28 protein-coding genes and 1 tRNA gene are annotated in these 26,342 nt (G+C 61.1%); 12 read left to right on the forward strand and 17 right to left on the reverse strand.

What is annotated here, in order from left to right; genetic code table 11:
* Window positions 1-5: 5 nt before the first annotated feature.
* From secD to queA, 4 genes are read right to left on the reverse strand one after another with little or no spacing between them, the layout of a single operon-like run.
* Window positions 6-1,874, reverse strand: coding sequence for a protein translocase subunit SecD (secD, locus tag JFU57_RS01235; protein ID WP_201127743.1), 1,869 nt, complete (start codon window positions 1,872-1,874; stop codon window positions 6-8).
* Window positions 1,875-1,934: 60 nt separating this feature from the next.
* Window positions 1,935-2,270 (reverse strand): preprotein translocase subunit YajC, encoded by a 336-nt coding sequence (gene yajC, locus JFU57_RS01240; protein WP_043229921.1) that lies wholly within the window; start codon window positions 2,268-2,270, stop codon window positions 1,935-1,937.
* A 43-nt stretch (window positions 2,271-2,313) separates the two neighbouring features.
* Window positions 2,314-3,429: a tRNA guanosine(34) transglycosylase Tgt gene (tgt, locus tag JFU57_RS01245; protein WP_020298460.1), complete on the reverse strand. Its 1,116-nt coding sequence runs from the start codon at window positions 3,427-3,429 to the stop codon at window positions 2,314-2,316.
* 14 nt (window positions 3,430-3,443) lie between these two features.
* Complete coding sequence (gene queA, locus JFU57_RS01250; protein WP_201127745.1) at window positions 3,444-4,508, reverse strand: tRNA preQ1(34) S-adenosylmethionine ribosyltransferase-isomerase QueA; 1,065 nt, start codon at window positions 4,506-4,508, stop codon at window positions 3,444-3,446.
* Window positions 4,509-4,616: 108 nt separating this feature from the next.
* On the opposite strand from queA, the gene JFU57_RS01255 reads away from it, so the two are divergent.
* The 3 genes from JFU57_RS01255 to JFU57_RS01265 all read left to right on the forward strand — a co-directional run bounded on the left by JFU57_RS01255 (window position 4,617) and on the right by JFU57_RS01265 (window position 5,519).
* Window positions 4,617-4,701, forward strand: a tRNA-Leu gene (locus JFU57_RS01255).
* Window positions 4,702-4,794: 93 nt separating this feature from the next.
* Entirely contained in the window at window positions 4,795-5,124 is a 330-nt protein-coding gene (locus JFU57_RS01260) for a hypothetical protein (RefSeq protein WP_201127746.1), read from the forward strand.
* Between the two features lie 26 nt (window positions 5,125-5,150).
* Window positions 5,151-5,519 carry a PH domain-containing protein gene (locus JFU57_RS01265; RefSeq protein ID WP_020298448.1) on the forward strand — a complete coding sequence of 123 codons (369 nt, stop codon included), beginning with the start codon at window positions 5,151-5,153 and terminating at the stop codon, window positions 5,517-5,519.
* Here JFU57_RS01265 and JFU57_RS01270 read toward each other — a convergent pair.
* From JFU57_RS01270 to JFU57_RS01290, 5 genes are all read right to left on the reverse strand, one after another.
* A complete protein-coding gene (locus JFU57_RS01270) occupies window positions 5,497-6,777 on the reverse strand; it encodes an MFS transporter (RefSeq protein ID WP_201127747.1) in 1,281 nt (426 codons plus the stop codon). The two genes, JFU57_RS01265 and JFU57_RS01270, sit on opposite strands and share 23 nt — an antisense overlap.
* Before the next feature lie 187 nt (window positions 6,778-6,964).
* Window positions 6,965-7,480 (reverse strand): hypothetical protein, encoded by a 516-nt coding sequence (locus JFU57_RS01275; protein ID WP_201127750.1) that lies wholly within the window; start codon window positions 7,478-7,480, stop codon window positions 6,965-6,967.
* 157 nt (window positions 7,481-7,637) lie between these two features.
* Entirely contained in the window at window positions 7,638-8,465 is an 828-nt protein-coding gene (locus JFU57_RS01280; RefSeq protein WP_242487570.1) for a GNAT family N-acetyltransferase, read from the reverse strand.
* A gap of 213 nt (window positions 8,466-8,678) precedes the next feature.
* On the reverse strand, window positions 8,679-9,284 hold the full coding sequence (locus JFU57_RS01285) for an acyl-homoserine-lactone synthase (protein ID WP_078472337.1): 606 nt from the start codon (window positions 9,282-9,284) through the stop codon (window positions 8,679-8,681).
* 87 nt (window positions 9,285-9,371) lie between these two features.
* Complete coding sequence (locus JFU57_RS01290; RefSeq protein ID WP_342032562.1) at window positions 9,372-9,743, reverse strand: DUF4902 domain-containing protein; 372 nt, start codon at window positions 9,741-9,743, stop codon at window positions 9,372-9,374.
* A gap of 129 nt (window positions 9,744-9,872) precedes the next feature.
* On the opposite strand from JFU57_RS01290, the gene JFU57_RS01295 reads away from it, so the two are divergent.
* The 3 genes from JFU57_RS01295 (at window position 9,873) to JFU57_RS01305 (ending at window position 12,996) form a co-directional block, all read left to right on the forward strand.
* On the forward strand, window positions 9,873-10,589 hold the full coding sequence (locus JFU57_RS01295) for an autoinducer binding domain-containing protein (RefSeq protein ID WP_201127752.1): 717 nt from the start codon (window positions 9,873-9,875) through the stop codon (window positions 10,587-10,589).
* A 407-nt stretch (window positions 10,590-10,996) separates the two neighbouring features.
* Window positions 10,997-11,890: a polyphosphate kinase 2 gene (ppk2, locus tag JFU57_RS01300; RefSeq protein ID WP_201132063.1), complete on the forward strand. Its 894-nt coding sequence runs from the start codon at window positions 10,997-10,999 to the stop codon at window positions 11,888-11,890.
* A 125-nt stretch (window positions 11,891-12,015) separates the two neighbouring features.
* Entirely contained in the window at window positions 12,016-12,996 is a 981-nt protein-coding gene (locus JFU57_RS01305) for an NAD-dependent epimerase/dehydratase family protein (RefSeq protein WP_242487572.1), read from the forward strand.
* On the opposite strand, the gene JFU57_RS01310 is transcribed toward JFU57_RS01305, so the two are convergent.
* The 3 genes from JFU57_RS01310 to JFU57_RS01320 all read right to left on the reverse strand — a co-directional run bounded on the left by JFU57_RS01310 (window position 12,962) and on the right by JFU57_RS01320 (window position 15,011).
* On the reverse strand, window positions 12,962-13,357 hold the full coding sequence (locus JFU57_RS01310) for a MerR family transcriptional regulator (RefSeq protein ID WP_078472341.1): 396 nt from the start codon (window positions 13,355-13,357) through the stop codon (window positions 12,962-12,964). The genes JFU57_RS01305 and JFU57_RS01310 overlap by 35 nt on opposite strands.
* 67 nt (window positions 13,358-13,424) lie before the next feature.
* Entirely contained in the window at window positions 13,425-14,324 is a 900-nt protein-coding gene (locus JFU57_RS01315) for a DMT family transporter (protein ID WP_078472342.1), read from the reverse strand.
* A 63-nt stretch (window positions 14,325-14,387) separates the two neighbouring features.
* Window positions 14,388-15,011: a glutathione S-transferase family protein gene (locus tag JFU57_RS01320; RefSeq protein ID WP_201127753.1), complete on the reverse strand. Its 624-nt coding sequence runs from the start codon at window positions 15,009-15,011 to the stop codon at window positions 14,388-14,390.
* 81 nt (window positions 15,012-15,092) lie between these two features.
* On the opposite strand from JFU57_RS01320, the gene JFU57_RS01325 reads away from it, so the two are divergent.
* Both JFU57_RS01325 and JFU57_RS01330 read left to right on the forward strand, forming a co-directional pair.
* Window positions 15,093-15,941 (forward strand): AraC family transcriptional regulator, encoded by an 849-nt coding sequence (locus JFU57_RS01325; protein ID WP_201127754.1) that lies wholly within the window; start codon window positions 15,093-15,095, stop codon window positions 15,939-15,941.
* Window positions 15,942-15,979: 38 nt separating this feature from the next.
* Window positions 15,980-16,711, forward strand: a complete 732-nt coding sequence (locus tag JFU57_RS01330) for a hypothetical protein (protein ID WP_201127755.1) — start codon at window positions 15,980-15,982, stop codon at window positions 16,709-16,711.
* A 42-nt stretch (window positions 16,712-16,753) separates the two neighbouring features.
* Here JFU57_RS01330 and JFU57_RS01335 read toward each other — a convergent pair whose 3' ends face one another.
* Window positions 16,754-18,019: a sensor histidine kinase gene (locus JFU57_RS01335; RefSeq protein ID WP_242487575.1), complete on the reverse strand. Its 1,266-nt coding sequence runs from the start codon at window positions 18,017-18,019 to the stop codon at window positions 16,754-16,756.
* A 71-nt stretch (window positions 18,020-18,090) separates the two neighbouring features.
* Complete coding sequence (locus JFU57_RS01340; protein ID WP_201127763.1) at window positions 18,091-18,801, reverse strand: response regulator; 711 nt, start codon at window positions 18,799-18,801, stop codon at window positions 18,091-18,093.
* Between the two features lie 167 nt (window positions 18,802-18,968).
* On the opposite strand from JFU57_RS01340, the gene JFU57_RS01345 reads away from it, so the two are divergent.
* Complete coding sequence (locus tag JFU57_RS01345; protein ID WP_201127765.1) at window positions 18,969-19,757, forward strand: MlaA family lipoprotein; 789 nt, start codon at window positions 18,969-18,971, stop codon at window positions 19,755-19,757.
* Entirely contained in the window at window positions 19,747-20,019 is a 273-nt protein-coding gene (locus tag JFU57_RS01350) for a hypothetical protein (protein WP_201127767.1), read from the forward strand. The genes JFU57_RS01345 and JFU57_RS01350 overlap by 11 nt, the downstream gene beginning before the upstream one ends.
* Before the next feature lie 95 nt (window positions 20,020-20,114).
* On the opposite strand, the gene JFU57_RS01355 is transcribed toward JFU57_RS01350, so the two are convergent.
* The 3 genes from JFU57_RS01355 to JFU57_RS01365 form a co-directional block, all read right to left on the reverse strand.
* Complete coding sequence (locus JFU57_RS01355) at window positions 20,115-20,399, reverse strand: DUF3077 domain-containing protein (protein ID WP_201127768.1); 285 nt, start codon at window positions 20,397-20,399, stop codon at window positions 20,115-20,117.
* Between the two features lie 300 nt (window positions 20,400-20,699).
* On the reverse strand, window positions 20,700-21,737 hold the full coding sequence (locus JFU57_RS01360; RefSeq protein ID WP_201127770.1) for a hypothetical protein: 1,038 nt from the start codon (window positions 21,735-21,737) through the stop codon (window positions 20,700-20,702).
* Between the two features lie 371 nt (window positions 21,738-22,108).
* On the reverse strand, window positions 22,109-23,242 hold the full coding sequence (locus JFU57_RS01365) for an MFS transporter (RefSeq protein WP_201127772.1): 1,134 nt from the start codon (window positions 23,240-23,242) through the stop codon (window positions 22,109-22,111).
* 98 nt (window positions 23,243-23,340) lie between these two features.
* Between JFU57_RS01365 and JFU57_RS01370 the strand changes: the two genes are divergently transcribed.
* The gene (locus JFU57_RS01370; protein WP_201127774.1) at window positions 23,341-24,261 is read left to right on the forward strand and encodes a LysR substrate-binding domain-containing protein; all 921 of its coding nucleotides are present in this window, start codon (window positions 23,341-23,343) and stop codon (window positions 24,259-24,261) included.
* A 126-nt stretch (window positions 24,262-24,387) separates the two neighbouring features.
* Complete coding sequence (locus JFU57_RS01375) at window positions 24,388-26,331, forward strand: alkaline phosphatase D family protein (RefSeq protein WP_201127776.1); 1,944 nt, start codon at window positions 24,388-24,390, stop codon at window positions 26,329-26,331.
* Window positions 26,332-26,342 lie beyond the last annotated feature (11 nt).

Consider the following 26,342-nt stretch of genomic DNA (forward strand, 5'->3'; position numbering starts at 1 on the left):
GCCCCTTAAATCCACAACTTCTTGAAGTCACGACCGCCGAAGATCAGGTTGACCATCGCACGGGTCAGCCAGATGGCCGTGAACATCGAGGTAAAGATCCCGAGGGACATGGTCACCGCAAACCCTTTGACCGGGCCGGTGCCCATGGCAAACAGGATGCCACCGACCAGCAATGTGGTCAGGTTGGAGTCGAGAATCGCAGTGAATGCCCGGCCGAAGCCTTCGTTAATAGCCCGCTGCACGGTCATGCCGGCGGCGATCTCTTCACGTATCCGCGAGAAGATCAGCACGTTGGCGTCCACCGCCATACCCATGGTCAACACGATACCGGCGATGCCTGGCAGGGTCAGTGTTGCCCCCAGCAGCGACATCAGGGCCAGCAGCAGTACCATGTTCAGCGCCAGCGCCACGGTGGCGATGATGCCGAAGAAGCGGTAGATGGCGATGATGAACAGCGACACGAACAACATGCCCCACAGCGAGGCATCGATACCCTTCGTGATGTTGTCAGCACCCAGGCTCGGACCGATTGTGCGCTCTTCGGCAAAGTACATCGGCGCCGCCAGACCACCGGCACGCAGCAGCAGCGCCAGCTCGGAAGACTCGCCCTGGCCGTTGAGGCCGGTGATACGGAACTGACTGCCCAGCGGCGACTGGATGGTCGCCAGGCTGATGATCTTCTTCTCTTCCTTGAAGGTCTGGACCGGTACGTCTTTCTCGACGCCATCAACCACTTGCTTGGTGTAAGTGGTGGTCGGCTTCTGCTCGATGAAGATCACCGCCATGCTGCGGCCGACGTTGCTGCGAGTCGAACGACTCATCAGCTCGCCACCGTGACCGTCAAGCTTGATGTTCACCTGTGGACGACCGTGCTCATCGAAGCCCGCCTGGGCGTCGGTCACCTGGTCACCGGTGATGATCAGGCCACGCTCGATCAACGCTGGAGGACGATTGCCTTCACGGAATTCGAACGACTCGGAAGTCGCCTTGGAAGCACCCGGCTCAGCAGCCAGGCGGAACTCGAGGTTGGCGGTCTTGCCCAGGATCCGCTTGGCTTCAGCGGTGTCCTGCACGCCCGGCAGTTCAACCACGATGCGGTTGGCGCCCTGACGCTGTACCAGCGGCTCGGCCACACCCAGCTCGTTGACGCGGTTACGGACCGTGGTCAAGTTCTGCTTGATGGAGTATTCACGGATTTCCGCCAGCTTGGCCGGGGTCATCGCCAGACGCAGTACCGCCTGACCATTGAGGTCGGCCGGAACAATGTCGAAATCGTTGAAGTTCTTGCGGATCAGTGCACGGGCCTGTTCACGGGTCGCGTCGTCGCTGAAGCCCAGTTGAATGGCACCGTTGAGTTGCGGCAGGCTGCGATAGCGCAGGCGCTCTTTGCGCAACAGACTCTTGACGTCGCCTTCGTAGACTTTCAGGCGTGCATCGAGGGCTTTATCCATGTCCACTTCCAGCAGGAAGTGCACACCACCGGACAAGTCCAGACCCAGCTTCATCGGATGCGCGCCGAGGTTGCGCAACCATTGCGGGGTGGTTTGTGCCAGGTTCAGTGCAACGACGTAGTCGTCACCCAGGGCCTTGCGTACGACGTCCTTGGCTGGCAACTGATCTTCTTTATTGATCAGACGCAGCAAGCCGCCCTTGCCATTGGCCGCGATAGTGGCTGCCTTGACGTTGATCCCGGCGTCGGTGAGCGCTTTGCTCGCACGATCCAGATCAGCCTGAGTGACCTGCAACGCGGTGCTCGCACCGCTGACCTGAATGGCCGGATCATCAGGGTATAGATTGGGAGCGGAATAAATAAAACCGATCGCCAGCACCGCCAGGATCAGTACGTATTTCCACAGAGGGTATTTGTTCAGCATCACGCCGCCCGCTTATAACGCGGGGCGCCTTGCGCGCCCCGTCGATTGGTAAAAGATGAATCAGATCGCTTTCAGCGTGCCTTTTGGCAGCGTGGCGGCGATAGCGCCCTTCTGGAACTTCATTTCGATGGTGTCGGACACTTCCAGAACCACGAAGTCGTCGGTCACTTTGGTGATCTTGCCGGCGATGCCGCCGGTGGTCACAACTTCGTCACCTTTTTGCAGGCTGCCCAGCAGGTTCTTCTGCTCTTTGGCGCGCTTGGCCTGTGGACGCCAGATCATCAGATAGAAGATGACCAGGAAGCCGACCAGGAAAATCCACTCAAAGCCGCCGCCCATAGGGCCTGCAGCAGGTGCAGCAGCGTCAGCCATGGCGTTAGAGATAAAAAAGCTCATTTAGCACTCCAGTTGCAAATATTGAATCTTGGGGTCAGAAAACTCAGTCCAAAGGCGGAACAGGGAGCCCGCGTTTGGCGTAGAAGGCATCGACAAAGGCGGCCAATGTACCCTGTTGAATAGCCTCGCGCAAACCAGCCATAAGTACCTGGTAATGCCGCAAATTGTGGATGGTATTCAACATGCTACCCAGCATTTCGCCGCACTTGTCCAGATGATGCAGATAAGCGCGGGAGAAGTTCTGGCAGGTGTAGCAATCGCAGGTCGGATCGAGCGGCGAATCATCATGGCGATGGAACGCGTTACGGATCTTCAGCACGCCAGTATCAATAAACAGATGCCCATTGCGGGCATTGCGGGTTGGCATCACGCAATCGAACATGTCCACACCGCGGCGCACACCCTCTACGAGATCCTCCGGTTTGCCAACGCCCATAAGGTAACGAGGTTTGTCTGCTGGCATCTGGCCCGGCAGGTAGTCCAGCACCTTGATCATCTCGTGCTTGGGCTCGCCCACCGACAGGCCGCCAATGGCCAGGCCGTCGAAGCCGATCTTGTCCAGCCCCTCCAGGGAACGCATGCGCAGGTCCTGGTGCATACCGCCCTGGACGATGCCGAACAGCGCGGCGGTGTTGTCGCCATGGGCGTTCTTGGAGCGCTGGGCCCAGCGCAACGACAGCTCCATGGAGATCCGCGCGACGTCTTCGTCAGCCGGGTACGGGGTGCATTCGTCGAAAATCATCACGATGTCCGAACCCAGGTCGCGCTGCACTTGCATCGACTCTTCCGGGCCCATGAACACCTTGGCGCCGTCCACCGGCGAGGCGAAGGTCACGCCCTCTTCCTTGATCTTGCGCATGGCGCCCAGGCTGAACACCTGGAAACCGCCGGAGTCGGTGAGAATCGGGCCTTTCCACTGCATGAAGTCATGCAGGTCGCCGTGCTTCTTGATCACTTCGGTGCCGGGACGCAGCCACAGGTGGAAGGTGTTGCCCAGAATGATCTCGGCACCGGTGGCGACGATATCCCGTGGCAGCATGCCCTTGACCGTGCCATAGGTACCCACCGGCATGAACGCCGGGGTTTCCACCGTACCGCGGGGGAAGGTCAGGCGACCACGACGAGCCTTGCCATCGGTGGCCAGCAGCTCGAAAGACATACGACTTGTGCGACTCATTCTGTTTCCTCTGGGGCCGAATCCTTGGGAGCGGTTGGCGCAGGGTTACGGGTGATGAACATCGCATCACCGTAGCTGAAAAAGCGGTATCCATGCTCGACGGCGGCCTTATAGGCGGCCATGGCCTCGGGATAACCGGCGAACGCCGAAACCAGCATCAACAGCGTGGACTCGGGCAAATGAAAGTTGGTGACCAGGGCGTCGACCACATGAAACGGCCGGCCCGGGTAGATAAAGATGTCGGTGTCGCCACTGAACGACTTGAGCACGCCATCGCGCGCGGCACTTTCCAGGGAACGCACGCTGGTCGTGCCCACCGCCACCACCCGACCGCCGCGCGCACGGCAGGCCGCGACCGCATCCACCACGTCCTGGCCGACTTCCAGCCATTCGTTATGCATATGGTGGTCTTCGATACGCTCCACGCGCACCGGCTGGAACGTCCCGGCACCGACATGCAGGGTCACGAACGCAGTCTCGACGCCCTTGGCCGCAATCGCTTTCAACAACGGCTGGTCGAAATGCAGCCCGGCAGTCGGCGCCGCCACCGCGCCCAGGCGCTCGGCGTACACCGTCTGATAGCGCTCGCGGTCCGCGCCTTCATCCGGGCGGTCTATATAAGGAGGCAACGGCATATGGCCGACGCGATCGAGCAAGGGCAGCACTTCTTCTGCAAACCCCAGCTCGAACAGAGTGTCATGCCGAGCCAGCATCTGCGCCTGGCCGCCGCCCTCGATGAGGATCGTCGAACCCGGCTTGGGCGACTTGCTGGAACGCACATGGGCCAGCACGCGATGACTGTCGAGCACCCGCTCCACCAGAATTTCCAGCTTGCCGCCGGAAGCTTTCTGGCCAAACAGCCGTGCCGGAATCACCCGGGTATTGTTGAACACCATCAAGTCGCCCGGGCGCAAATGCTCAAGCAAATCAGTGAATTGACGGTGGGCCAGGGCACCCGTAGGCCCATCAAGGGTCAACAGGCGACTACCGCGACGCTCGGCCAGGGGATGGCGGGCGATCAGCGAATCGGGAAGCTCGAAGGTAAAGTCAGCAACGCGCATGATGGGGTTCGTCTAGCAGGGCCGGAAAGTTTAGCGGAAATAGCCAAAATTGACCATGAAAGCTGATTGACCAACGGTAATCACCTCTCTATACTTCGCCGCCATTGAGCCCTGATGGCGGAATTGGTAGACGCGGCGGATTCAAAATCCGTTTTCGAAAGGAGTGGGAGTTCGAGTCTCCCTCGGGGCACCAAATTAAAAAAGACCTTGTTGATCAAGGTCTTTTTTTTCGCCTGCAGAAAAGTGATGATCGCCGCCCGATCACAACGGCAGAGGACCCCGCCCCATGGAATCGACGCTGGAAACCGTTGCGCTGTTTGCCCTCAAGCTGGCCCATGAGACGGATGATGCAAGCCCGGTCTTGCGTGATGACCTGATCATGGCCGCGTATGAGCGGGAAGCCTTTGGCTTGCTGGTGCGCAATGGCGATATCGCGGCCATCCAACTCAAGCTGGGGCAATGCGTGGCTGTGGCGCTTACTGCGTTGGGCGGTGCGCAGAGTGTCATGGGCCGGGAATTGCAAAAGCTGGCGACCGAGGTCGACCAGGCGCAGACCCTGGAGACGCTGCACGCTCCCCTGCTTGCACTCAGGGATTACCTGAAAGACATTCAGTAACGGATTTCCACCACAAGGACTGGACCATGATCGACTTCAATAACAAAGGCTTCTTCAAGCTCAAGCAAAACGATGAATACGCCGAACGCGTGACCTCCCTGTTGCTGGAGGACGAGCAAGTCATCGATTCCTACAAGTCCATGCGCGACGGGGTGGTCTTCACCACCAAGCGGATCATTGCCGTGAACGTGCAAGGGATCACCGGCAGCAAAAAGGACTTTACCTCCCTGCCCTACAAAAACATCGTCGCCTACTCCGTGGAAACCTCGGGCACCTTTGATTTGGATTCGGAGCTGGAAATCTACTTTTCAGCCCTGGGGAAAGTGAAGTTCGAGTTCACCGGCAGGACCTCGATGGTTGAGATTTCCAAGCTTATTTCCAGGCACGTGCTCTGACCTGACCGCGCAGCATCAGCCCTGCGCCCATCAGCAACAGGCAAGCGGCGCCAACGATGTAGGCGCCGTAGATGTCGATGAACAACCGTTGCTGGCTGGCCAAGGCCTGCGCAAGGTTGAGGGTCTGGGACGCCATCAACGTGCCCAGCAAGGAGGCGATGGCCAGGACCGGGGTCAGGGTGGCCGAAACCCGGCCCATGAAACCTTCCGGCACTGCCTCCTGCAACATCGGCCCCTGGACGATGGCGAACACCGAAAAACACAGGCCGCAGCCTGCCATGATCAGCCACGCCAGATAAAACGGCGGGCTGAGGGCGTAGCCCAGATAACCCAGCCCCAGGCAGAACAGCGAGGCGCTGAAAGCCTGGCGGATACTCCATGAGCGCAGCAGCGGTCGCACCAGCAGCGCAGCAATCAGGCCCCCGATGGGGAATGCGGCGAGGATCAGGCCGTATTCCGAGGCGCTCAAGCCCAGGGTCTTGAAGGCGTACAGCGACAACACCACGTTGTTCACCCCCAGGGAAACCCCGTACAGCGCCATGCCGATCAGCAGGGTTCTGATAGCAGAGTGACCCCAGGCAAACCTCAGGCCCGCCGCGACCCCACCCCAGAATGAAGGACGCTCGGTTTGCGCCGCCAACCGCCGACCCAAGTCTCGGGTCAGAACGATGCACAGCGCGGAGCCGGCAAAGGCCAGCACATTGATCAACAGTGCCCAGAGTGGCCCGACCAGCACAAACAACGCCGGCCCCAGGGATGCGCAGATGACGGAGATGCCGGTCAGGGAAAACATCGCCTTGGCCGACGCCTCGACCCGGCGCTCGGCCGGGAGCACCGCTTGCATCACGGCCTGACGCGAGGGGTTGAAGAACTGCGCGGCCACGCTGTTCACAAACAGCAACAGCAGCACTCCACAGAGCACTTGCCCCTGGTCGAGTTGAAACAGCCAATAGGCACTTATAAAGAGTAGGAAGTGGATGACCCTGGCCACGTCCGCCGAGATCATCACGTACAGCGGAACCAGGCGGTCCACCCACGCCCCCGCCAGCGGTGCCACCAGCACCCGGGGAATCGCCGACGCTGCCACGGCCATGCCGACGGCGCTGGGCAGAAAGGCGCTGTCGCGATACAGGTCGGTCACCAGCCAGACGATGACCGTGCTTTCAAACACAAACTCGCCGAACGAAGACAGCGCCTGGCCCAACCACAGCAGGGAAAAGTTTCTGCTGATGAAAAAATCTGCGAAGCGCTGTTTCACAACCAGGACACCTTAGGCTCATCCGTGCATTCAGGTGCAGCCAGCGCGGGCTGATCCATGAAAAGAAGGGCCCGGCGAGTTGCCGGCCCCCTTTGTGCAGCAACACCCTGAGGGGAAAGTTGATCGAAAGCAATGCATTGACGCCAGTGACAGCAGCGGCCGGCCTTCGATCCGACCGCCCCCCCTCTTACATCTTCATCTTGTAAGGCTTGGACTTGGCCACCACCTGGAACTGCCGAGTCTTTTCGTCCCACACCACAACACCGTCGGACTGCACCATGTCGGTCCCGGCGTAGCCCAGGCTCGACATGAAGATCATATTGCTGGTGGGCCGGTACGCCTTGCCGCCGCTGACCTGGGGCAGGTCGCTGCCTTCGCTCGGGAACTGCATGGGTGACTTGTAGATCTTGCCGTCATTGACGTCGACAAAGGCCGTGCTCTGGCAGCCGGTGCCGCAACTGAACGAGGTCACGACAAAATGCCCGGCGAAGTCCGCATGGCGGCCCACCGCCCATTGCACGGCGTCCTTGGACTTGAGGTCCTTGGCGTAGGCCGGGTTCGACTTCCAGTCGACCTTGGCCAGCGGCTTGCTAGCCACGGCGGAGGCGGGATACGCCTCGAACGTGAAGCGCTCATCAGCACCCGCAGTCGCTGCACTGACCATGGCACCCGCCAGCAGCCAACCGCACAGAATCCTTTTCATTGTGTATCCCCGTAGCACGTTGAGAAACGCAGGAGCCGCTTCATTTCAGAAGCCGCGATAATACCAAAATGATATTGATCAACGTCAGCATCGCAAGGCAGGTGCCGCGGGGAATAGCAGGGCGCGGCCTGGGCCGCCAGATAGGATTGGGATCGGCTCAATGGCCGAAGTACAGCTTGACCTGCTCGCCGACCACGTTGAACCCAATGGCGCGAAGCCGTTTGTACAGTGGCCCGGAGGAACTGGTGAAGGTCAGGGGGATCTTGCCCCGAGCATGGACGGCGGTGCACAGATCACCCAGCAGGCGGTCCGCCACGCCACGGGCACGATGCCGCGACTCGACGTAAATAAAGCCCAGTTGCTCATGAAGCTCGTCACTGGTGATCAATGCCGCGCAACCACCCACTTCCCCGTCGACCTCGATCACGAACAGGCAGCCCCGCGCCAGCAGGCGGGTCACGCTGTGATGCGCCTGCTCTCGGCTGCACACCAGGGCCAGCTGCGCATCGCACTCCATCTGGATCTGGTAGTCGATCAGTACTTCAACATCGTTCAAGCGGGCCAGACGGGTTTTCAGAGTGTCGTCCTGCTCGACCCGGCACGGCTTGAGTTGCTTGAGCAGCACTTCGTTGCGCTGGCTGAGAAAGGGCTTCCAGGTCTCCGGCCACGCCCGGGTCAGCGCTTTGGTCGCCGCTTTCGGGCCCAGGGCCATATGCGGGCTCTGGGCCAGGATGCTGACCGTATCGAGCAATTCCGGGGAGACCTCGCCGGCCGGCAGAATCAGCGGCATGGCAAACGGCGGCAAGGCCGGCAGCAATGCAATCGCGCCGACCACCTCGCCGTTACGGCGCTGGACATGCACGTTCAAGCCATCGGGACGATTGCGCAGCACGCCCGAAAAGAACAGCAGGCCATCGCCGTCCGCCGCGGTGCTGATGAAGCCGAGCAGTTCCTGATAACGATGCTCTGCGAGGTACTCGATCATCACGGTGTTAATCACTCTGCATGATTGAATGGGCAACCGGGCCAGCGTGGGTCGCCGGCTCCTGCGGGGCTCGCCCGGGGTGCCGGACGGCAACTTCTCCACAGCCCCATAAATCCCCATCAAGTGGGTGCTGGCTAATAACAAATACGGCGCAGCCCCATAACCACTGCGGCTCGTTAGTCCATTAACGGGCTGGCGAGCCGGGTGGTTAAATCAGTTGGAAAACGCTCTGGGCGGACATTCGATATCCAGGGCCGAACGGGTCTGGTGATCAATTTCAATCCAGAAGGCAATCACGGGTTTGTCATCAATTAGTTGCGGCGCGGCAATACGGTGAACATTGACCCCCATGCGCTTCAACAAACGCTCATTGCCCACGGCCGATACAGCGATCAAACGTTCGGCGCCCAGGCTTAATGCCGTCACCAATACTTTGCGCACCAGGGCGACAGTATTGGCCCAGGCCTGGGTGGCGCTGGTAGTGCCTGTTTTTGAAGGGGTAATGGCGAAACGGGAGAGCTCCCAAGTCCGCGGATGGTTAGGGAGACTGGCGCCTCCCATCAGATGGACAAAGTGTTCCGATAACAAGTAAGGCTTGGTAGTGGGCAATAAGCGCGCACAACCACGAACACTGTTATCGGGATCCAGGACAATAGCGTAAACAGTATCGGGGCGATCAAACTCATCTTGTTCAAAACCTTCAGGGCAACTAAGTGGCCACCCCATTTTCTTCACAAAGATTTCGTAACGATACTCCGCGAGTCCATTCATCACACTTTGATTTATTTCACTACTCATTCCCGCAATCAAACGCAACATAACCCCCTCCAATTGGCCAACCCACCAATTAGAGATACAACCCCCCTATTTTCATAGCTGCCCATTCGGGCAGGTCAGGGCCTCAAATCAAGGACACTGCCGCTCCCAGGCCAGGCACGACAGCCAGCTGATCATCAGGTTGTGGGAGATGTTGCTGCCCATGTCATAGCCATTGGCACAGCGCAGCATCAGGTTGCTGCGCAGCCCTTCGGGCCCGAGCAAGGGACGCCGGCGACCGGCCAGGCGAAACCAGGTCCAGCCGATACTGATGCCGGGGGCGGCGTGGCTTTTCCACTCGCAGTAACCGGCCGCGGTTGCGTTGACCCCCAGACCCTGGAGTTCATCGCGCAGTTCGTCATCCTCCCAGGACATATGATGAACAAAGCGTGTCTCCATGAACTCTTTAACTGAAACTCTGATAAAGCCATCCACCATTAATGTCATAAGTCCCTCTGGCATTGTTTATCGCATGTTTAATAAGAACAATAGAAAACCCTATAAGCATAAAGTACAATTACGCCCTACACCTTATGCCGCGGCATTACAGCATATTGCCGGATCCACGGATGTGTGACAGGAAAAACAACCATGCTTTTGGCTGATTGGCGCGAAGAGTTTCTAGCAGTGTGTACAGAGTCGACATCCGAACTGGCATTGTTTTCCAGCTTGCAAAGTATCGCGGAGGATCTGGGTTTTAAGTCGTGCTCTTATGGTATTCGACTGCCTCTTCCCATCAGCGCCCCTTCGTTCCATTTGCGCTCCTCCTACCCCAAGGCCTGGGAGGAGAGCTACATCAGCAATAACTACTTCTTTCTCGACCCGACGGTGCGCCATGCGCTGAGCACTCACCTGCCCCTGGCCTGGGCGGCGCAGGACAGTGTCCAGGACGGGCCCTTCTGGGAGGAAGCACGGATGCACGGCCTGTCCCACGGCTGGTGCCAAAGCACGTCCGGGCGCTTTGGTGATATTGGCCAACTGTCCATGGTGCGCAGTCACGGCATCATTTCGGCCAAGGAACTGGCCCATCAGGAACATAAGCTGATGTGGCTCACCAGCCTGGTGCATTCGACCATGCGCAACTTCCTGCTGCCGGAGCACTTGCCCGAATCCCAGGCTGGGCTGACTGATCGCGAGAAGGAGGTCTTGCGGTGGACAGCGTCCGGCAAAACCTATTCCGAGATCGGCGACATTTTGACCATCGACGCCCGCACCGTGAAGTTTCACATCGTCAACACCCTGAAAAAGCTCAACGCAGCCAATAAAGCCGAAGCCGCCGTCAAGGCCACCATCCTCGGCATGCTCTGATCGCCCCTTCCCCCAGGCCCACCGGCCAGCTTGCGGCAGAGCGGCACGATCAGCCGATCGTGCCGCTCGAAGCGCTGCGCAGCACATTCCCACACGCCCTCCAGATAAATCCCTCGCCCGTTACAGATTCTTCCCCGGCAAACCTTGATCAGGGTCAAAAACCAGCGCCATCACGCTCCTAAACTGTGACCAAGACATCAGAACTAGAAAATAGGTCCTCCATGAGCGAAGAATCCACCGTACGCCCCTTGCCCGCGCCTTCTGCCAAAGCTGCCAAGCCGGCCACCACCGCCAGCACCAGTACGCCACGCAAACCGGCCACTGCCCGCCCACGCCGGCCGCGCACCACCAAGGCGGCACCAGTCAAAGTCGCCGAAGCCCAGATCAGCGCCATCAGCCAGAAGCCGATTGCCCTGCAAGTCGCCAGTGCGCCCCGTGGCTCCAATGAAGACAGCGTGTCGGCGGCACTGCCCGCCACCTACCCGTACCGCAGCCGGATGCGCCGCGCCGAGTATGAAAAAGCCAAGCACGAGTTGCAGATCGAACTGCTCAAGGTGCAAAGCTGGGTCAAGGAAACCGGGCAGCGGGTGGTCGTGCTGTTCGAAGGCCGTGACGCTGCGGGCAAGGGCGGCACCATCAAGCGCTTTATGGAGCACCTGAACCCACGGGGCGCACGGATCGTGGCCCTGGAAAAACCGTCCGACCAGGAAAAGGGCCAGTGGTACTTCCAGCGTTATATCCAGCACCTGCCCACCGCCGGGGAAATGGTGTTCTTCGACCGCTCCTGGTACAACCGCGCCGGCGTCGAGCGGGTCATGGAGTTCTGCTCGCCCCTGCAGTACCTGGAGTTCATGCGTCAGACCCCGGACTTGGAACGCATGCTGTGCAACAGCGGCATCCTGCTGTTCAAGTACTGGTTCTCGGTCAACCGCGAAGAACAACTGCGGCGCTTTATCTCCCGGCGTGACGACCCGCTCAAGCACTGGAAGCTGTCGCCGATCGACATCAAGTCCCTGGACAAGTGGGATGAATACACCGGCGCCAAGCAGGCGATGTTCTTCCACACCGACACCGCCGATGCGCCGTGGACGGTGATCAAGTCGGACGACAAGAAACGCGCGCGTATCAACTGCATTCGTCACTTCCTGCACTCCCTCGACTACCCGGGCAAAGACCTGCGCGTGGCTCATCATCCCGACCCGCTGCTGGTGGACCGAGCCTCGCGGGTCCTGGAAGAAGACGAGCGCGGCTCGAACAAAACCGCAGGCACCGCCGTCGAACACCTGGCGATGCCGGCCTGAGCCTGATGCGCCACCAACCGGTGGCGCACCGGGGCCTGTGCACCCGCCCTTGACTCTGTCCCTAGGGACAAGCCGCACCCTGCCTTATCTGTTTCAGCTTCCGCCGTGGCGGATAAGGCCAATAAATGAACACCCTCGCAATGGTCACCGGTGCCAACGGGCACCTGGGCAACACCCTGGTCCGGGCCCTGCTCGCCCGGGGACAAACAGTGCGCGCCGGGGTTCGCGACCCGGATCGCAGCCCGGCCCTGGACGGGCTCGACTGCCAGCGGGTATACGCCGAACTGCAAGACCCGGACTCCCTGCGCCAGGCCCTGCAAGGAGTTGATGTGCTGTATCAGGTGGCGGCGGTGTTCAAGCACTGGGCCAAAGACCCACAGGCGGAAATCGTCGAGGTCAACGTGCAAGGCACGCGCAACATCCTGCGTGCTGCCGCCGAGGCCGGGGTCAAGCGGGTGGTCTATGTCAGCTCGGTGGCGGCGGTCGGGCACAACGGCCAGCCCCTGGACGAAGGCACCTGGAACAGCGACCAGCGCAACCCCTATTACCGCTCGAAGATCCTCGCCGAACGCGCTGCCTGGGAATGTGCCCAGGCCCATGACCTGTCGCTGGTCACGGTGCTGCCCTCGGCCATCATTGGCCCCCATGCCACACGGCTCACCGACACCATGGGTTTTCTCGCCGCCGTACTGGTACGCAAACTGGTGCTCGACCCCCACTTCCACTTCAACTTTGTCGATGTGCGCGATGTCGCCGATGGGCTGATCCGCGCCGCAGAGTATGGCCGCCCCGGCGAGCGCTACATCCTGGCCAACCGGCACGCGTCCTCCCTGGCTGAGGTGATCGAGGCCCTCAATAGCCTGAGCCCAGGTTGGCGCCTGCCGCGCCGGGCGCCCAAAGCCTTGCTGCTGCTGATCGCCTGGCTGCAGGAACAGCGTGCCCGGTACAGCCAGCAGCCGGCCGAACTGCTGCGCAGCCAGGTGCAGATGTTTTACGGGGTGCGCCAGGAATACTGCATCGACAAGGCCAGCACCGAGCTGGGCTACCAGCCGCGCTCACCCCACGACGCCCTCAGGCAGGCATTTGCGCATTTACTGGCGCGCTGAAATCGGCCGCTGGCGCGAACTGCTGGTTGATCTGCCGTTGCAGTTCGCTCAGACGCTGCTCCTGAAGTTGCAAGGCGAGGATCTGCGCCTGCAACTCCAGGCGCTTGGCCTCGATGCCCTGGTTGGCCAGCCCCAGGGGAAATGGCGCCTGATGCTGCTTGGCCGCCAGCAACTGGCTCATTTCCCCGAGCTTGAACCCCACGGACTGGGCACTGCGGATCATCCGCACCAGGGTCAGGTGATGGGCCGTGTACAGCCGGTAACTGCCACGGCGCTGCGGGGCCAGCAGGCCCATCTGCTCATACAGGCGTATCGCCTTGGGGGTGCACCCCGCCAACTTCGCCAGCTCACCTATATACATCGCCGCCTCCACATTGCCCGACGCGCAGCTTACGGGCAGTGCCCTGGGCGTGTCTTGCCTGGCGCATTCACACCGGTTCGTTCAGCGCCGGCGCCTTGTGCGGCGGTTTGATCGAGCCGATGTACACCGCCACCACCGTCAGCAAGGCGCCACTGATTTGCAGCGCCGAGCTGGCCTTGCCGAGAAAGGCCACATCGATGAAGTAGGTGATCACCGGCTCCAGCAACAGAATCAAGCCGGCCAGCCCGAGGCTGATGGCGCCGATGGAGCGGTTGACCAGCAACCAGCCGACAAACTGCACCAGCACCCCATAAATGATCAGCATCAGCAGTGTCTGCCGATCAGCGATTACCAGGCTTTCGCCCATGGCCAGGGCATACGCCAGCAGCACCAGGGCTGACCACAGGCTGAGGTTGAGCATCTGCGCAATTTTGTCGCCGCCACCGTCCGGCAAGCCGGTGTTGACCTTGAGGAAATACACGCACACCGCATAGGCCAGGCCCGACAACACGCCGTAGACCACGCCCTGGATACCGACGCTGCTGCCCATTTCCGGCAGCAGCAACATATACAGGCCGACAAACGCCAGGCTGATGGACAGCACAAAGTACAGCGAGGGTTTTTCCTTGAGCAGTGAGAACCCGAGCAGGGTCATGAAGAACACCTGGCAGTTGGTCAGGATCGAACCGATGCCCGGGCCGACGATGTAGATGCTCTGGTGCCAGAGAATCAGGTCCACCGCCAGAAACACCCCGGCCAGCGCCGTGTACAACCGGGCCTTGCGGCTGGGCAGACGCACCGGGACCTTGCGCAGCTTGAGCAACAGGTAAAACAGCACGGACGCGAACAACATCCGATAGAAGCCGGCGCCGCCCGCCCCGATATGGGCGAAGGCCACGGCCAGGGCAGAAAGGCTGAGCATCAAGCCCCCCACCGTCAACTCAAGTACAGCCCTGTTGGTCGACATACGCGACTCCATGAAGGGTTAGGCAAAATGCTTCAGACCCGCAGCCGGCTGGCTGCACGGCGCTCAACGCTCGTCTGCGGCCAGGCGCAGCCATTGCTGCACGGGGGCGCTGGCCAGTACAGCGTCGACATAGTCCTGCAAGGCGTGCGGCACCTCGATGCCATAGCGCCGCAAACGCAAGACTACCGGTGCGTAGAAGGCGTCGACAATACCAAACCCGCCGCACAGGAACGGACCGCCACTCAGGCTGCGCAGTTGTTTCCAAAGGTCAAAGATACGCTGCAGATCGGCCTGGATTTCGGCCGCAAGCACGGGCGGCTGCTCCCCGGTATCGACCCCGAACGACAACTGGGTACGCAGCGCGACAAACCCCGCGTGCATCTCGGCGCAGGCCGCACGGGCCAACGCGCGCAGGGTTTTATCGGCGGGCCACAGCCCGGCGTCGGGGCAGGTTTCGGCCAGGTACTCGGCAATCGACAGGCTGTCGTTGATCGCCAACTCGCCCTGGAACAGCACCGGCACCTTGGCCGACGGCGAATACTCGAGAATCGCCTGGCGCGTATCCGCCTGGTCCAGGCGGACCTTGATCACCTCAAAGGACACACCGGCGCTGACCAGCACCAGCCAGGCACGCAGCGACCAGGAGGACTTGCGGTAATCGCCTATCAACAATTGCGTGGGGTTCATTGGATCTAGCTCGCATTACGGGATGGGTGCTAAATTTATCCGCCGTTTTATCCACCGTATTGCACAAAACTGGACAGGCTCATGGACCACCGCCCCACGCGCAAAGAGCCTGCAACCCCGGCTGGCGACTTCTCCCAGTTCTGGCGCATTGCCGAAGGCGACTGCGAGCTGCTTTCAGCGCGCTACAGCCAGCAGACCTTCGGCCGCCATTCCCACGAGCGCTACGCCATCGGTGTGATCAGCAGCGGCGTGGAAAAACTCTTCTACCGCGGCGCCCATCATCTGGGCGGCGCCGGCAGCGTGGTCACCATCAGCCCCGGCGAGATCCACGACGGCGTGCCCGGCAGTGCCGACGGCTGGATGTACCGCATGCTCTACATCGACCCGGCCTGGCTCAATCGGGTGATCTTCCAGGGACGCTTTGCAGCGGAGCACATCCACCTGTTCCGCGAGGTGATGCGCCAGGATCCGACCTTTGCCCAATGGTTCTTGCAGCAGCACCAGGTCCTGGAACGGGCAAACCCCACCCTTGAGCGCGAGACCATCCTCCTGGATCTGGTGGCACAGCTGTTCCAGCGCTGCGGCGTGGCCGTGAACCTGGTCGATGGCGCCGAGCGCGATGCGGTCCGACGCATCCGGAAAAAACTCGACGCGGATTTCGATAAAAACATCCCCCTCGAGGAACTCGCGCAACTGGTCGACCTCGAACCGCTGTACATGATCCGCGTGTTCAAGAACCAGCTCGGTATTTCGCCCCACAGCTACCAGATCCAGAACCGCGTGGCCCAGGTGCAGAAGCTGCTGCGTAGCGGCGCCAGCCTGGCGCAAGCGTCCCTGAGTTGCGGTTTCTTCGATCAAAGCCATATGGCCCGTGCCTTCAAGAAAGTGGTCGGGGTAACCCCCGGCAGCTTTCGCAACAGCCGCGCCTGAATTGCCCCCAGGGCCAACGCCCCCAGAAAGGACTCCCCATGAGCAGTACCCCGGACTTCAAGCAACTGCCGACCGGCGCCGTCGCCTTCCCCCAACCGAGTGCCGTGTTCGTCGCCGACCAACAGGGCCTGGCCCGCCACCTGCACCCGCTGTTAAGCATCGACGCGAGCATGGTCAACCCCGAGTGGTCCGGCCAGCTGCATCTGCTCAGCCCCCTGGAGCCCTACGAGGGCCTGGTGGGCGAGCTGACCGAGGATTGGGAACTGCACAGCGAGCTGCTGAAAACCAACTGGATCGGCTTCAAGCTGGAAGAAGGCCGCTACCGCCTGTGCGGCGATCCACGCTACTTCTTCCTCGATGAAGGCAACACCCAATTGCACGAAGGGCGACCGGACCTGCAGGAGGAACTGCTGGAACACTACGCCGAACAGCAGGCGGCCTTTGAAGCCAACCGCCAGTTCTATCGCGAACACGGTCACCTGGCCCGCACCGACTGGGGCAGCGACCCGGTGGAATTTATCGATACCCTGGGCGGCGAGCTCGACGGCCGCGCCAACTGGGTGGAAACCGTGGAATTCCCCATGGACGTGGTCGAAGTCGACGATGACAGCGGTGATTCCAGCGTCTGGCCCCTGAGCCCTGCTGGACGCCGCTTCCACCATGTCCTCAGCGTCCCCGGCTGGCATTACCGCAGCGCCGGTGCGGACCGTATCGTCATGTTCTACGAACCCGTCGGCGGCCTGGTCCTGTTCACCTTCGACTGGTCCTGACCTGTCGCCGCTGCCGAACACGCCCCGAGCCTTCGGCAGCGGCTACACCGGTAACGTCACCCGTGCTTCCAGGCCGCCGCCTTCGCGGTTGTGCAGGGTCAACTGGCCGCCGTGCTCGCGCACGATCGCCCGCGCCGACGACAGCCCCAACCCCACGCCGCCGGTGCTTTTATTGCGCGACTGTTCCAGACGAAAGAACGGCTCAAATACCTGCTCCAGGCAATCCGCGGCAATCCCCGGCCCCCGGTCCAGCACGCGGAGGGTCAACTGCTGCGCCCCCTGTTCCAACACAATCTCCGGCTCGCCGCCGTACTTGATCGCGTTGTCCAACAGATTGCTCATCACCCGCCGCAGCCCCAGGGGCCGGCCGCTGTACACCAGGCGTGGCGGACCGCTGAAAGCGATATCAATGGCCTGGTCCCGGTAATCGTCGATCAGGGTTTGCACCAGTTCCGCCAGATCCAGCGGGGTCGCCTGCTCCAGGCGTGCGTCGTCGCGAAAGAACTCCAGGGCCGAATTGATCATGGCCTGCATCTCGTCCACATCACGAAACAGCCGCTGCTGTTGTTCCGGGTCTTCGATAAATTCCCCGCGCAAGCGCATGCGCGTCAGCGGCGTCCGCAAATCATGGGAGATGGCCGCGAGCATCTGCGTGCGGTCTTTGATGAAGTGCTGCAATTGCGCCTGCATGGCATTGAACGCCAGGATCGCCTGGCGAATTTCATGGGGGCCCACCGGTTCGATCGGCGGCGCGCGAAAATCCACGCCAAACCGTCGCGCACCCTGGGCGAACTGTTGCAGCGGCCTGGCCAGGCGGCGGGTGGCCAACAGCGCCACCAGGCCAGCGGACATCAGCACCAACAGCATCACGATCAGGTTGCGCGGCCCCTCCTCCAGCCCCCAACTGCGCGAAGCCGAGGAGAACATCAGCCAGGAGCCATCGCTCAATTGCAGCAGCAACGCATAGCGTCCGCCAGGGCCGGGCCAGTCACTGGGTTGGTAGGCCTCGATTCGCGCCTCCGGCGCCTTGAGCAAACGACGCAGGCCTTCGGAATCCTGGTGGTACTCCGGGTCGTCGACCACTGGCACCTCGATCCCTTGGCGCGTGGCGTACCAGGCCACCGTCACGCCCCCATCGCTGACCGCCTGGGTCAGGTGTGAACGATTGGCCGGCTCCGAGGCGTCCAGCAGATTGACGATGGAGGCAATCCTGTCCACCAGGCCGGACTCGCTCAACGGCGGATACGCCCAGACCCCGGCCAGTTGCACGAACAGCGCGTTGAACGCCAGGGCCGTGAGCATGGCCATGATGATGGTCAGGGCGATCCAGCGCTCCACGGTGTCCCGCAGGCGGTAACCCAACGCCGCCTTGAACCCCTTCACTGGCGGGTCACGCTGGGGGTGAACAGGTAGCCACCGTTGCGCACCGTGCGAATCATCGCCGGGCGCTTGGTGTCGAACTCCAGCTTGCGGCGCAGGCGGCTGACCTGCACATCGATGCTGCGATCAAAGGCGTCGTGGGCGTGCCCGCGCGCCAGGTCCAGCAACTGCTCGCGGCTGAGGATGCGTTGCGGGTGCTCGACAAACACCAGCAGCAGGTCGAACTCGCCAGCCGAGAGCGGGATCATCACCTGATCCGGCGAACGCAGTTCGCGCCGGGTGACGTCCAACTGCCACTCGGCAAACTGGATCAAGGGCCGTGGCACCTCACCGAGCAGCGGTCGGTTCTCGCCGGCACGGCGCAGCACGGCACGTACCCGGGCCAGCAGTTCGCGGGCGTCGAAGGGCTTGCTCAGGTAATCGTCGGCGCCCATCTCCAGGCCCACCACCCGGTCGCTCAATTCCCCCATGGCAGTGAGCATGATCACCGGCGTCGCGTGCAGCAGCCGCAGGCGTTGGCACAGGGTCAGGCCGTTGTCGCCAGGCAGCATCAGGTCGAGGATGATCAGGTCCGGCACCTGCTGCGCCAGCGCCGCCCACAGCGAGGCGCCATCGGTGGCGACCGCCACCTGATAGCCGTGCTGGACAAAAAACTTCTTCAGCAGCGCGAGGACCTCAAGGTCGTCGTCCACGATCAACAGACTGCTCACCAGCGGGCATCACTTCAGGTCGGAAAGAGCCGCTATCTAAAACCATTCGGCCCGCTCCGTCATATATTTCAACCCGGTAACAAACCGTCAGCGGCGCAACAAAGCAGACATCTTTGCGCAAGGTGCGGCTGCCAGGATCGGCGCACTTTCCTGGAGACTGCGCGCTCATGCCCTCACTGACTCACTCCCTGGCTCCGGCCCGTCACGCCGCCCTGCTGTTGACCCTGGCTTACCTCACCGGCTGTAGCAGCCAGCCGCCAGCCGGCAGCGATCCCTGTGTCCAGAGCGCCACCTCGGTGTACGACCCGGCCGAGCCGCTCAACCGTGGCATCTTCGCCTTCAACCGCACGCTGGATAAATACGCCCTGGCCCCCGTTGCCCGTGGCTACCGGCAGTTGCCGGATGTGATGCAACAGGGTGTGCATAACTTTGCCAGCAACTTCGGCGAGCCCAAGGTCCTGATCAACGACCTGCTGCAGGGCAACCCGCAGCGCTCGATCAACACTCTGGGGCGCTTTGCGGTCAACAGCACCGTGGGCGTGCTGGGCCTGATCAACGTCTCCGACCCGATCGGCATCCCGCGACACACTGCCGACTTCGGCCAGACCTTCGGCGTGTGGGGCATCGGCAACGGCCCCATCGTCGAACTGCCGCTGCTGGGCAACGGCAACAGCCGCGACTCGGCGGGCAAAATCCTCAGCTTCTTCGTCGACCCCTTTGGCGATCACAGCGACACCGTGCAAACCCTGGGCACCGTGGCCACGGTCGGCGGCATCGTCGACGAACGCGCCGCCCTGCTGCCGCTGACCGACAGCCTGGAAAAACTGCCCGACTACTACAGCGCCCTGCGCAACGTGGTCGCCGAACACCGCACCGCCTTTATCGAAGAAGGCAAACAGGGGGCCACCGAGCCCGCCCAGCACCGCTGCCCCGGAGCCACTGCCGATGACTTCTGAACGCCCCTGCCTGATGCTCCTGCAACGGGTGGCCAAACACGCCGACGCCACCCTGCATTGTCGTGAAATCAGCCTGCAACTGGCGGCCGATTCGCAACACCTGATCCTCACCCGCTACAACGAACGCTACAGCCCCGAAGGCATGGAATGGGTCGAACGCCGCCACCGCGTCAGCATCACCGACCTGATGCGCTGGGTGATCGAACACGGCCAGGCGCTGGAACTGGAACAGAGCAGCGAACCGCGCCGAGTATCGGCCTAAGACGAATACGCCGCCCGACCTGGGCGGCGCATCAACAAAAAAGGTCAGGGGTGCCTGCGCGCCAGGCGCCCCCGACCTGCCATCACCGCCTCACCTCAATCTCGCCGTTGCCCTTCCCCGTTCAGCGGCCACTCGCGCAAACACACATCGTCGACAATCGCCTTGCCCATCTCACTGAAGTAATGCGCAGCCCAGGCATAACGATCATCGCCCTCCATGGCCGCATCCAAGGCCAGCATCTTGGCCTGGAACAACAACTGCGACACATGCTCCAGCGCCTCGCGCAGCGGTACATCGGGGTTGACCCGAAACAACGGGTATCGAGCCTCGCCGCTGGGGGCGAAGGTGACGCTGCCGAGGGTTTTGAGGGAGGTGGTCATAGGGCACCTCTGAGATTGGCCAAGAAGTGGAAGGTGTTGCGGGGGAGAAACAGAGTCAAAACGTCCATGCAACCAGCTTCTGTATATAGAGCCACCACAGGATTGTGGCGCCTATGCGCCTATTGTTTGCGGGTTCACAGCCCCGGTCGCTGAGTTAACAGCGATAAAATAATGTTAGCAAACAACTAACCCCCTCAACCCCCAGACTAAAACCAATTACTTCATGCGAAATATTTCGCAATACACACAATCTAGAAGTAAATTAAAAAAACCCACATAAACCTTTTAACCTTCACAAAGCTATTTTGAGCGGCGGAAACTTGAATTGAAATGAGCGACATACGCAAGAGGTGCACTATACGAAGAAATGTGTTTTTTCGACGCAGCATTTGTGACTACTTGATTCACACAAGCCGCGACTGTAAAGCACGCCCCGGCATAAGCTAAATCATCACTATTTTGAGAGGCATAAGCCGTAAAACCGGCCCCAATTATCGGAAACAGATCCACAAATGCAACCCTTCTCCAAAACGATCTCATCGCGACTTCAACCTCCTCTATTTGACCTGCCGCCTTAATACAAAAAGTTCTTACTGCATCAACTCTATCTATAGCATTAGGCATCATAGCTATAACCGAACACTCTTTTTCAACCTCACCCCGCAAACTACACAGAAGATGCCCATAGTCATTTTTAAACTTTAGCAAGTCATCCAGACGTATCATTCCGTCAGGCACTGGAAACAGGGAATTTAAAACAACATCTCGAGCTTTATTATGATGAACAACATTGGTTTTTCTCGGGTTTTCTCCGCCAACCCAATCAAACATCCTCATATACCTACCTTGATTAGTTACGGGCGCTGCGTCTATACGTTCAATCGACCCGAGACATGAAACGAGGTACGCCATATAAAAATCAGCCACTTTTCTATCAACTGACAGCCACCCACACCCAGCTAATTCAGCTACATTTTTCTCTACTAAAAACTCTGAAAGCTCTCCAGCTTTTTCGAGATGCATTAGAACTCTAGAATCCAAAGAACTAGAACCATCGAAAGCTCCAAAAACATTAAAATCCTTATATCCACCATAACTTATTAGCTTCTTAAAGCACTCTTCAAAACCAGGTAACTCCCCCAGATAATGAGCAGGAAAAACTTGTTCAACTAACCCTTCCCTAACAAGATTACGCATGAAGCACCCAAGCTTCTCGGGCGCCTCGATATATTCAACAGGAACTATAGATGACAACTTATCCCAATAAAGCAACGTTCTTATAGACCAAGAGTTATTGGGAACAGATATATACGGAAAATACATTGCATTTTTTCTCACACGACCTCCTTGCCTTACAAAAAAACACCCACCCGATAGAACTCAACCCGAAGCGAACTAAAAAATCCTTCTCGCGTCACAGCCGACATTACAACTCCACACACCAAAAACATTACACAATCAAAATAAGATGCCGAAAAACCGAAATACACTAAACTGTATTTTCCTCACCCCCCACACATGCAGTCTGACAGTGTCTAAAAAACTTAAATCAAAGCAACCGGGACAAATATCTTAAAGTCAAAATGACTGCCCGAAAACCAATCAGATCAGACACTAACAAACTTGAGTCACATGCTCAAAATTTTAAATACTAGATCTCACTAAAAGTCGTTACCACCCGCCCCGAGCAATTTCACTTAATTCCCAATTTACTTCCGTCGAACTTCCCGACACACCACCGCACTCACCGCCAAACACCCCGCCGCCACCGAATACACCCACACCGACGGCGCCACCGGCAATAACACGCCGGCCAACAATGGCCCGATCCCGGCGCCGATATCGCGCCACACGGCGTTGGCGGCCAGGGCGCGTACCCGCCCGGGGCCGGGGTGGCGTTCGGCGACGACGGTGACCACCAGCGGCAGTTGCAGGGCGCGCAGGATCAGGACCAGGGCGCCGCCGACGATCAGCCAGTGCCAGCCGAAGCCGATCAGGGCGATGGAGGTGAGCAGGGAGAAGACGATGAGCATGCGGGTGGCGCCCCAGCGTTGTGCGGCGACCCCGCCGAGGGGGCTGAGGAGCATTTCCGAGACGTAGCGCAGGGCCAGGAGTACGCCGGCGACCACCACGGCGTCGCCGGCCATCAGGTGTTCGGCTTGCAGGGAGAGGCCGATGATAAACAGGCCGTCGAGCACCAGGCCTTCGATAAAGGACCAGACGGCAACGCTGTCGGGGCGTTGAAAGCGTCGCGGCGAGCTGGCCAGGGGGTGGGGTTTGGCCGGCAGGCCGAAAGACAGCCACAGGCCGAGCAGCGAGGTGGCGGCCATGACCAGGAAGATCAGGCGCGGGCCGTACTCCACCGTCAGCAGCGCACCCAGGGGCAGGGCCAGCATCGGCCCGGTGGCGATCAGCGCTCGGGAGCGGCCGGTGCGGCGGGCTGCGCCGCTGGGTTCGGCGGTGGCCATGACTTGGGTCGATAGGTTGAGCGCGGCGTAGGACAAGCCCCAGCCCAGGCGCAACACCAATAGCCACCAGAACCCGGACAAACTGGCGTAGCCCAGGGCACAGAGCGCGGCGGTGCCGGCGGCCAGCAGGCAGATCGGGCGGTCGCCGTGGCGCGCATAGAAGCGCATCACGTAGCTGTAGCCAAAGATCCTGATCAAGCGGTTGGCCGCCAACAGCAGCCCGGCTTCGGCCAGGCTGACGCCAAAGGCTTCGTGCTGCATCGGCAGCAGCAGGTACAAAAGGGTGTCGCCGGGCAGGCAGAGGCCGAGGATCGACGCGGCGCGGGCTGAATCTCGATCAGTGCTGCGGGTGCTGCTGGGGATGGCATCGGGCATGGGCTGGGCAACCGGGCAAAGGCGGCCTTCAGGGTGGCGGCAAGCACCCGCGCTGACAAACGCTTTAATTGCGCCCTATATGTGACTAAATTAGACCCATGATTGCCGACCTCCCCCCGTTGAATGCCGTTCGCGCCTTTGCCGCCGCCGCTCGCCACGAGAGCTTCAGCCGCGCGGCCGAGGAGTTGCACGTGAGCCACAGCGCGGTCAGCCGCCATATCAAGTTGCTCGAAGAGCACCTGGGGGTGCTGCTGTTCGAGCGCCGTGTGCGGCAGTCGATACTGACTCCCGCCGGGCAGGCGTTTTATGAGCAGGTCAGCGTGGCCCTGACTCAGATCGCCAGCGCCGCCGCGTCGTTGCGCCAGGGTGCGGCACTGCGCAAGGTGACGCTCAATGTGCGGCCATCCTTTGCCGTGCGCTGGCTGATCCCGCGCTTGCCGAACTTTATGGCGCAACACCCGCAGATCCAGCCCGAAGTGGTGACCAGCACCCAATACCCCGACCCGGCGCGGGAAACCTTTGACCTGGTGATTCGGCGCGGTCGGGCCGGCTGGTCGGCGGCGCTGCAACCGCAGCGGCTGCTGGAGGATGAAATGCTGCTGGTGGCTGCCCCCGCACTGCTGCACAACACCCCGCTGGCCAGCGCCCGCGACCTGGGCCGACACACCCTGCTGACCAGCCGCACCCGTGCCACCGACTGGAGCAAATGGACCGCCCACTGCGGCCTTGCGCCCCTGGGCAGCCCGCCTACCTTGCAGTTCGACCATATGCATTTTGTCCTGCAGGCCTGCGTCGATGGCCTGGGCCTGGCCCTGTGCCCGGCCTCGCTGTTGGGCAAGGACCTGGCCAGCGGCCGCCTGGTGTGCCCGTTGCCGACCTTGCACCAGCCGCTGCCGCGCTATTACTACGCGCTGTCGCCGGAAGCCGGGGCTGACGCCGAGCTGTTTATCCAATGGATGCGCGCGCAGATCGAGCAGGACGCACTGGATAACGTGGCCCAGGTGCCGGTAGCGCCTTGATGCCGCGACCCGGCTGACAGCAATCAGCGACCTGCCCGGCACCACGCACAGCTTGATCTGACAATTCTTCGACATCCTCTACGGTAAGATTCACGCCTGTGTTTGCCCTGTGAGCCCCGATCGTCCATGCCCCTGACTGCACCTGTTACCACCGCCCTGCCCCCTGTGCTGGCCGGCCCGCTGCTGCGGCGCCTGCAACCCACGCGCCTGGTGCTGTGGCTGGTGGGGTCGCGGGCGCTGCCACTGACGCTGCGCTTGCAGGTCGCCGCGGGCGAGCCGGCGCAGGACATCGCCCTGGACGCCCGGCAGTGCCAGGTGATCGCCGTCGGCCAACAGGCGTTCATCCACCTGATCGACGTCACCCTGGAGGCAGCCCTGCCCCAGGACGTCGCCATCGGATACGACCTGCTGCTCGACCACGGCGATGGCTCCAGCTCCGGCATCGCCGACTGGGCGCCGCACCTGCTGTACGGCCAGGCGCGCTGCCCGGAGTTTGTGCTGCACAGCCGCCTCGGGCAGTTGCTCCACGGCTCGTGCCGCAAGCCACACCACCCGGCCAATGACGGTTTGCTCTGCGTCGACCGCCTGCTGGCCGAGCTCCCGGCGCCCGAGCAGCGCCCAGCCCTGCTGATGATGAGTGGCGACCAGGTGTACGCCGACGATGTGGCCGGGCCGATGCTGCGGGCGATCCATGCCCTGATTGCACGCCTCGGGCTGTTCGACGAACACCTGGAAGGCGCAGTGGTGGATGACAGTGCCGCGCTCTACGGCCACCGCGCCAGCTACTACCACCGCGCCGAATTGCTGCCGGCGCTGAAAAGCAACGAGACCCTGCGCGAACGCTTTTTTGGCGGGGTGAAAAAGCCGATTTTCACCAGCAGCAGCGCCGACAACCACCTGGTGACCTTCGCCGAAGTGCTGGCGATGTACCTGCTGGTGTGGTCGCCGCTGCCCTGGACCTTGATCGCCCCGTCACCACCGCAGTTGCTGCCCGCAGAACAGGCCCGCTACCGACGCGAGCAGCAGCATATCGACGGTTTCGTGGCCGGCCTGGGCGGCGTGGCGCGGGTCATGGCGCACCTGCCGTGCCTGATGATTTTCGACGACCACGACATCACCGATGACTGGAACCTCAGCGCGCAATGGGAAGAAACCGCCTACGGCCACCCGTTTTCCAGACGCATCATCGGCAACGCACTGCTGGCCTACATGTTGTGCCAGGGCTGGGGCAACAACCCGGACGCGTTTCCCGCGCTGCTCGAACAGACCCGGGCCCTGAGCAGCACCCCACAGCAAGGGCACCTGAACGCCGCCGCCCAGGACCAATTGATCGATGAGCTGCTGCGCTTCCAGCACTGGCATTACGTGCTGCCGACCACCCCGGCGCTGGTGGTGCTGGACACCCGCACCCGGCGCTGGCGCAGCGAGTTCAACCTCGGCCAACCCTCGGGCCTGCTGGATTGGGAGGCCTTGAGCGAGCTGCAACAAGAGCTGCTGGACCACCCTTCGGCGATCATCGTCTCGCCGGCGCCGATCTTTGGCGTGAAGTTGATCGAGACCGTGCAAAAGGTCTTCAGCTGGTGCGGCTACCCGCTGCTGGTGGATGCGGAAAACTGGATGGCCCATCGCGGCTCGGCCCAGGTGATCCTGAATATCTTCCGCCACTCGCGGACCCCGGGCAGCTACGTGGTGCTGTCGGGGGACGTGCATTATTCATTCGTGTACGAGGTGCTGATCCGTCACCGCAAGAGCGGACCGAGGATCTGGCAGATCACCAGCAGCGGCATCAAGAACGAATTCCCCCCGGCCCTGCTGGAATGGTTCGACCGCCTCAACCGCTGGCTGTATTCGCCGCGCTCGCCACTGAACTGGTTTACCAAGCGCCGACTGATGCGGGTCATCCCGCACATCCCCGAACGTGCCGAAGCCGGTGAGCGGCTGTGGAACTCGGCGGGAATCGGCCAGGTTTTTTTCAATGAACAGGGACAACCGCAGCAGATTTACCAGCACAATGCCGACGGCTCGGCGCCGACGCGGATGGTCGCGCCGGATGAGCCATCCAGCCGCTGAACCGGCCCGGT

The sequence above is a fragment of the Pseudomonas sp. TH07 genome (assembly GCF_016651285.1).
GTDB lineage: Bacteria > Pseudomonadota > Gammaproteobacteria > Pseudomonadales > Pseudomonadaceae > Aquipseudomonas.

Excerpts from the sequence above, each read along its gene's own strand:
- secD (WP_201127743.1), bottom strand. The coding sequence starts at position 1,874 with ATGCTGAACAAATACCCTCTGTGGAAATACGTACTGATCCTGGCGGTG.
- yajC (WP_043229921.1), bottom strand. The coding sequence starts at position 2,270 with ATGAGCTTTTTTATCTCTAACGCCATGGCTGACGCTGCTGCACCTGCT.
- tgt (WP_020298460.1), bottom strand. The coding sequence starts at position 3,429 with ATGTCTTTCGAGCTGCTGGCCACCGATGGCAAGGCTCGTCGTGGTCGC.
- queA (WP_201127745.1), bottom strand. The coding sequence starts at position 4,508 with ATGCGCGTTGCTGACTTTACCTTCGAGCTTCCCGATTCGCTGATCGCC.
- JFU57_RS01260 (WP_201127746.1), top strand. The coding sequence starts at position 4,795 with ATGGAATCGACGCTGGAAACCGTTGCGCTGTTTGCCCTCAAGCTGGCC.
- JFU57_RS01265 (WP_020298448.1), top strand. The coding sequence starts at position 5,151 with ATGATCGACTTCAATAACAAAGGCTTCTTCAAGCTCAAGCAAAACGAT.
- JFU57_RS01275 (WP_201127750.1), bottom strand. The coding sequence starts at position 7,480 with ATGAAAAGGATTCTGTGCGGTTGGCTGCTGGCGGGTGCCATGGTCAGT.
- JFU57_RS01280 (WP_242487570.1), bottom strand. The coding sequence starts at position 8,465 with ATGATCGAGTACCTCGCAGAGCATCGTTATCAGGAACTGCTCGGCTTC.
- JFU57_RS01285 (WP_078472337.1), bottom strand. The coding sequence starts at position 9,284 with ATGTTGCGTTTGATTGCGGGAATGAGTAGTGAAATAAATCAAAGTGTG.
- JFU57_RS01290 (WP_342032562.1), bottom strand. The coding sequence starts at position 9,743 with ATGCCAGAGGGACTTATGACATTAATGGTGGATGGCTTTATCAGAGTT.
- JFU57_RS01295 (WP_201127752.1), top strand. The coding sequence starts at position 9,873 with ATGCTTTTGGCTGATTGGCGCGAAGAGTTTCTAGCAGTGTGTACAGAG.
- JFU57_RS01305 (WP_242487572.1), top strand. The coding sequence starts at position 12,016 with ATGAACACCCTCGCAATGGTCACCGGTGCCAACGGGCACCTGGGCAAC.
- JFU57_RS01310 (WP_078472341.1), bottom strand. The coding sequence starts at position 13,357 with ATGTATATAGGTGAGCTGGCGAAGTTGGCGGGGTGCACCCCCAAGGCG.
- JFU57_RS01315 (WP_078472342.1), bottom strand. The coding sequence starts at position 14,324 with ATGTCGACCAACAGGGCTGTACTTGAGTTGACGGTGGGGGGCTTGATG.
- JFU57_RS01320 (WP_201127753.1), bottom strand. The coding sequence starts at position 15,011 with ATGAACCCCACGCAATTGTTGATAGGCGATTACCGCAAGTCCTCCTGG.
- JFU57_RS01325 (WP_201127754.1), top strand. The coding sequence starts at position 15,093 with ATGGACCACCGCCCCACGCGCAAAGAGCCTGCAACCCCGGCTGGCGAC.
- JFU57_RS01330 (WP_201127755.1), top strand. The coding sequence starts at position 15,980 with ATGAGCAGTACCCCGGACTTCAAGCAACTGCCGACCGGCGCCGTCGCC.
- JFU57_RS01335 (WP_242487575.1), bottom strand. The coding sequence starts at position 18,019 with ATGGCCATGCTCACGGCCCTGGCGTTCAACGCGCTGTTCGTGCAACTG.
- JFU57_RS01345 (WP_201127765.1), top strand. The coding sequence starts at position 18,969 with ATGCCCTCACTGACTCACTCCCTGGCTCCGGCCCGTCACGCCGCCCTG.
- JFU57_RS01350 (WP_201127767.1), top strand. The coding sequence starts at position 19,747 with ATGACTTCTGAACGCCCCTGCCTGATGCTCCTGCAACGGGTGGCCAAA.
- JFU57_RS01355 (WP_201127768.1), bottom strand. The coding sequence starts at position 20,399 with ATGACCACCTCCCTCAAAACCCTCGGCAGCGTCACCTTCGCCCCCAGC.
- JFU57_RS01365 (WP_201127772.1), bottom strand. The coding sequence starts at position 23,242 with ATGCCCGATGCCATCCCCAGCAGCACCCGCAGCACTGATCGAGATTCA.
- JFU57_RS01370 (WP_201127774.1), top strand. The coding sequence starts at position 23,341 with ATGATTGCCGACCTCCCCCCGTTGAATGCCGTTCGCGCCTTTGCCGCC.
- JFU57_RS01375 (WP_201127776.1), top strand. The coding sequence starts at position 24,388 with ATGCCCCTGACTGCACCTGTTACCACCGCCCTGCCCCCTGTGCTGGCC.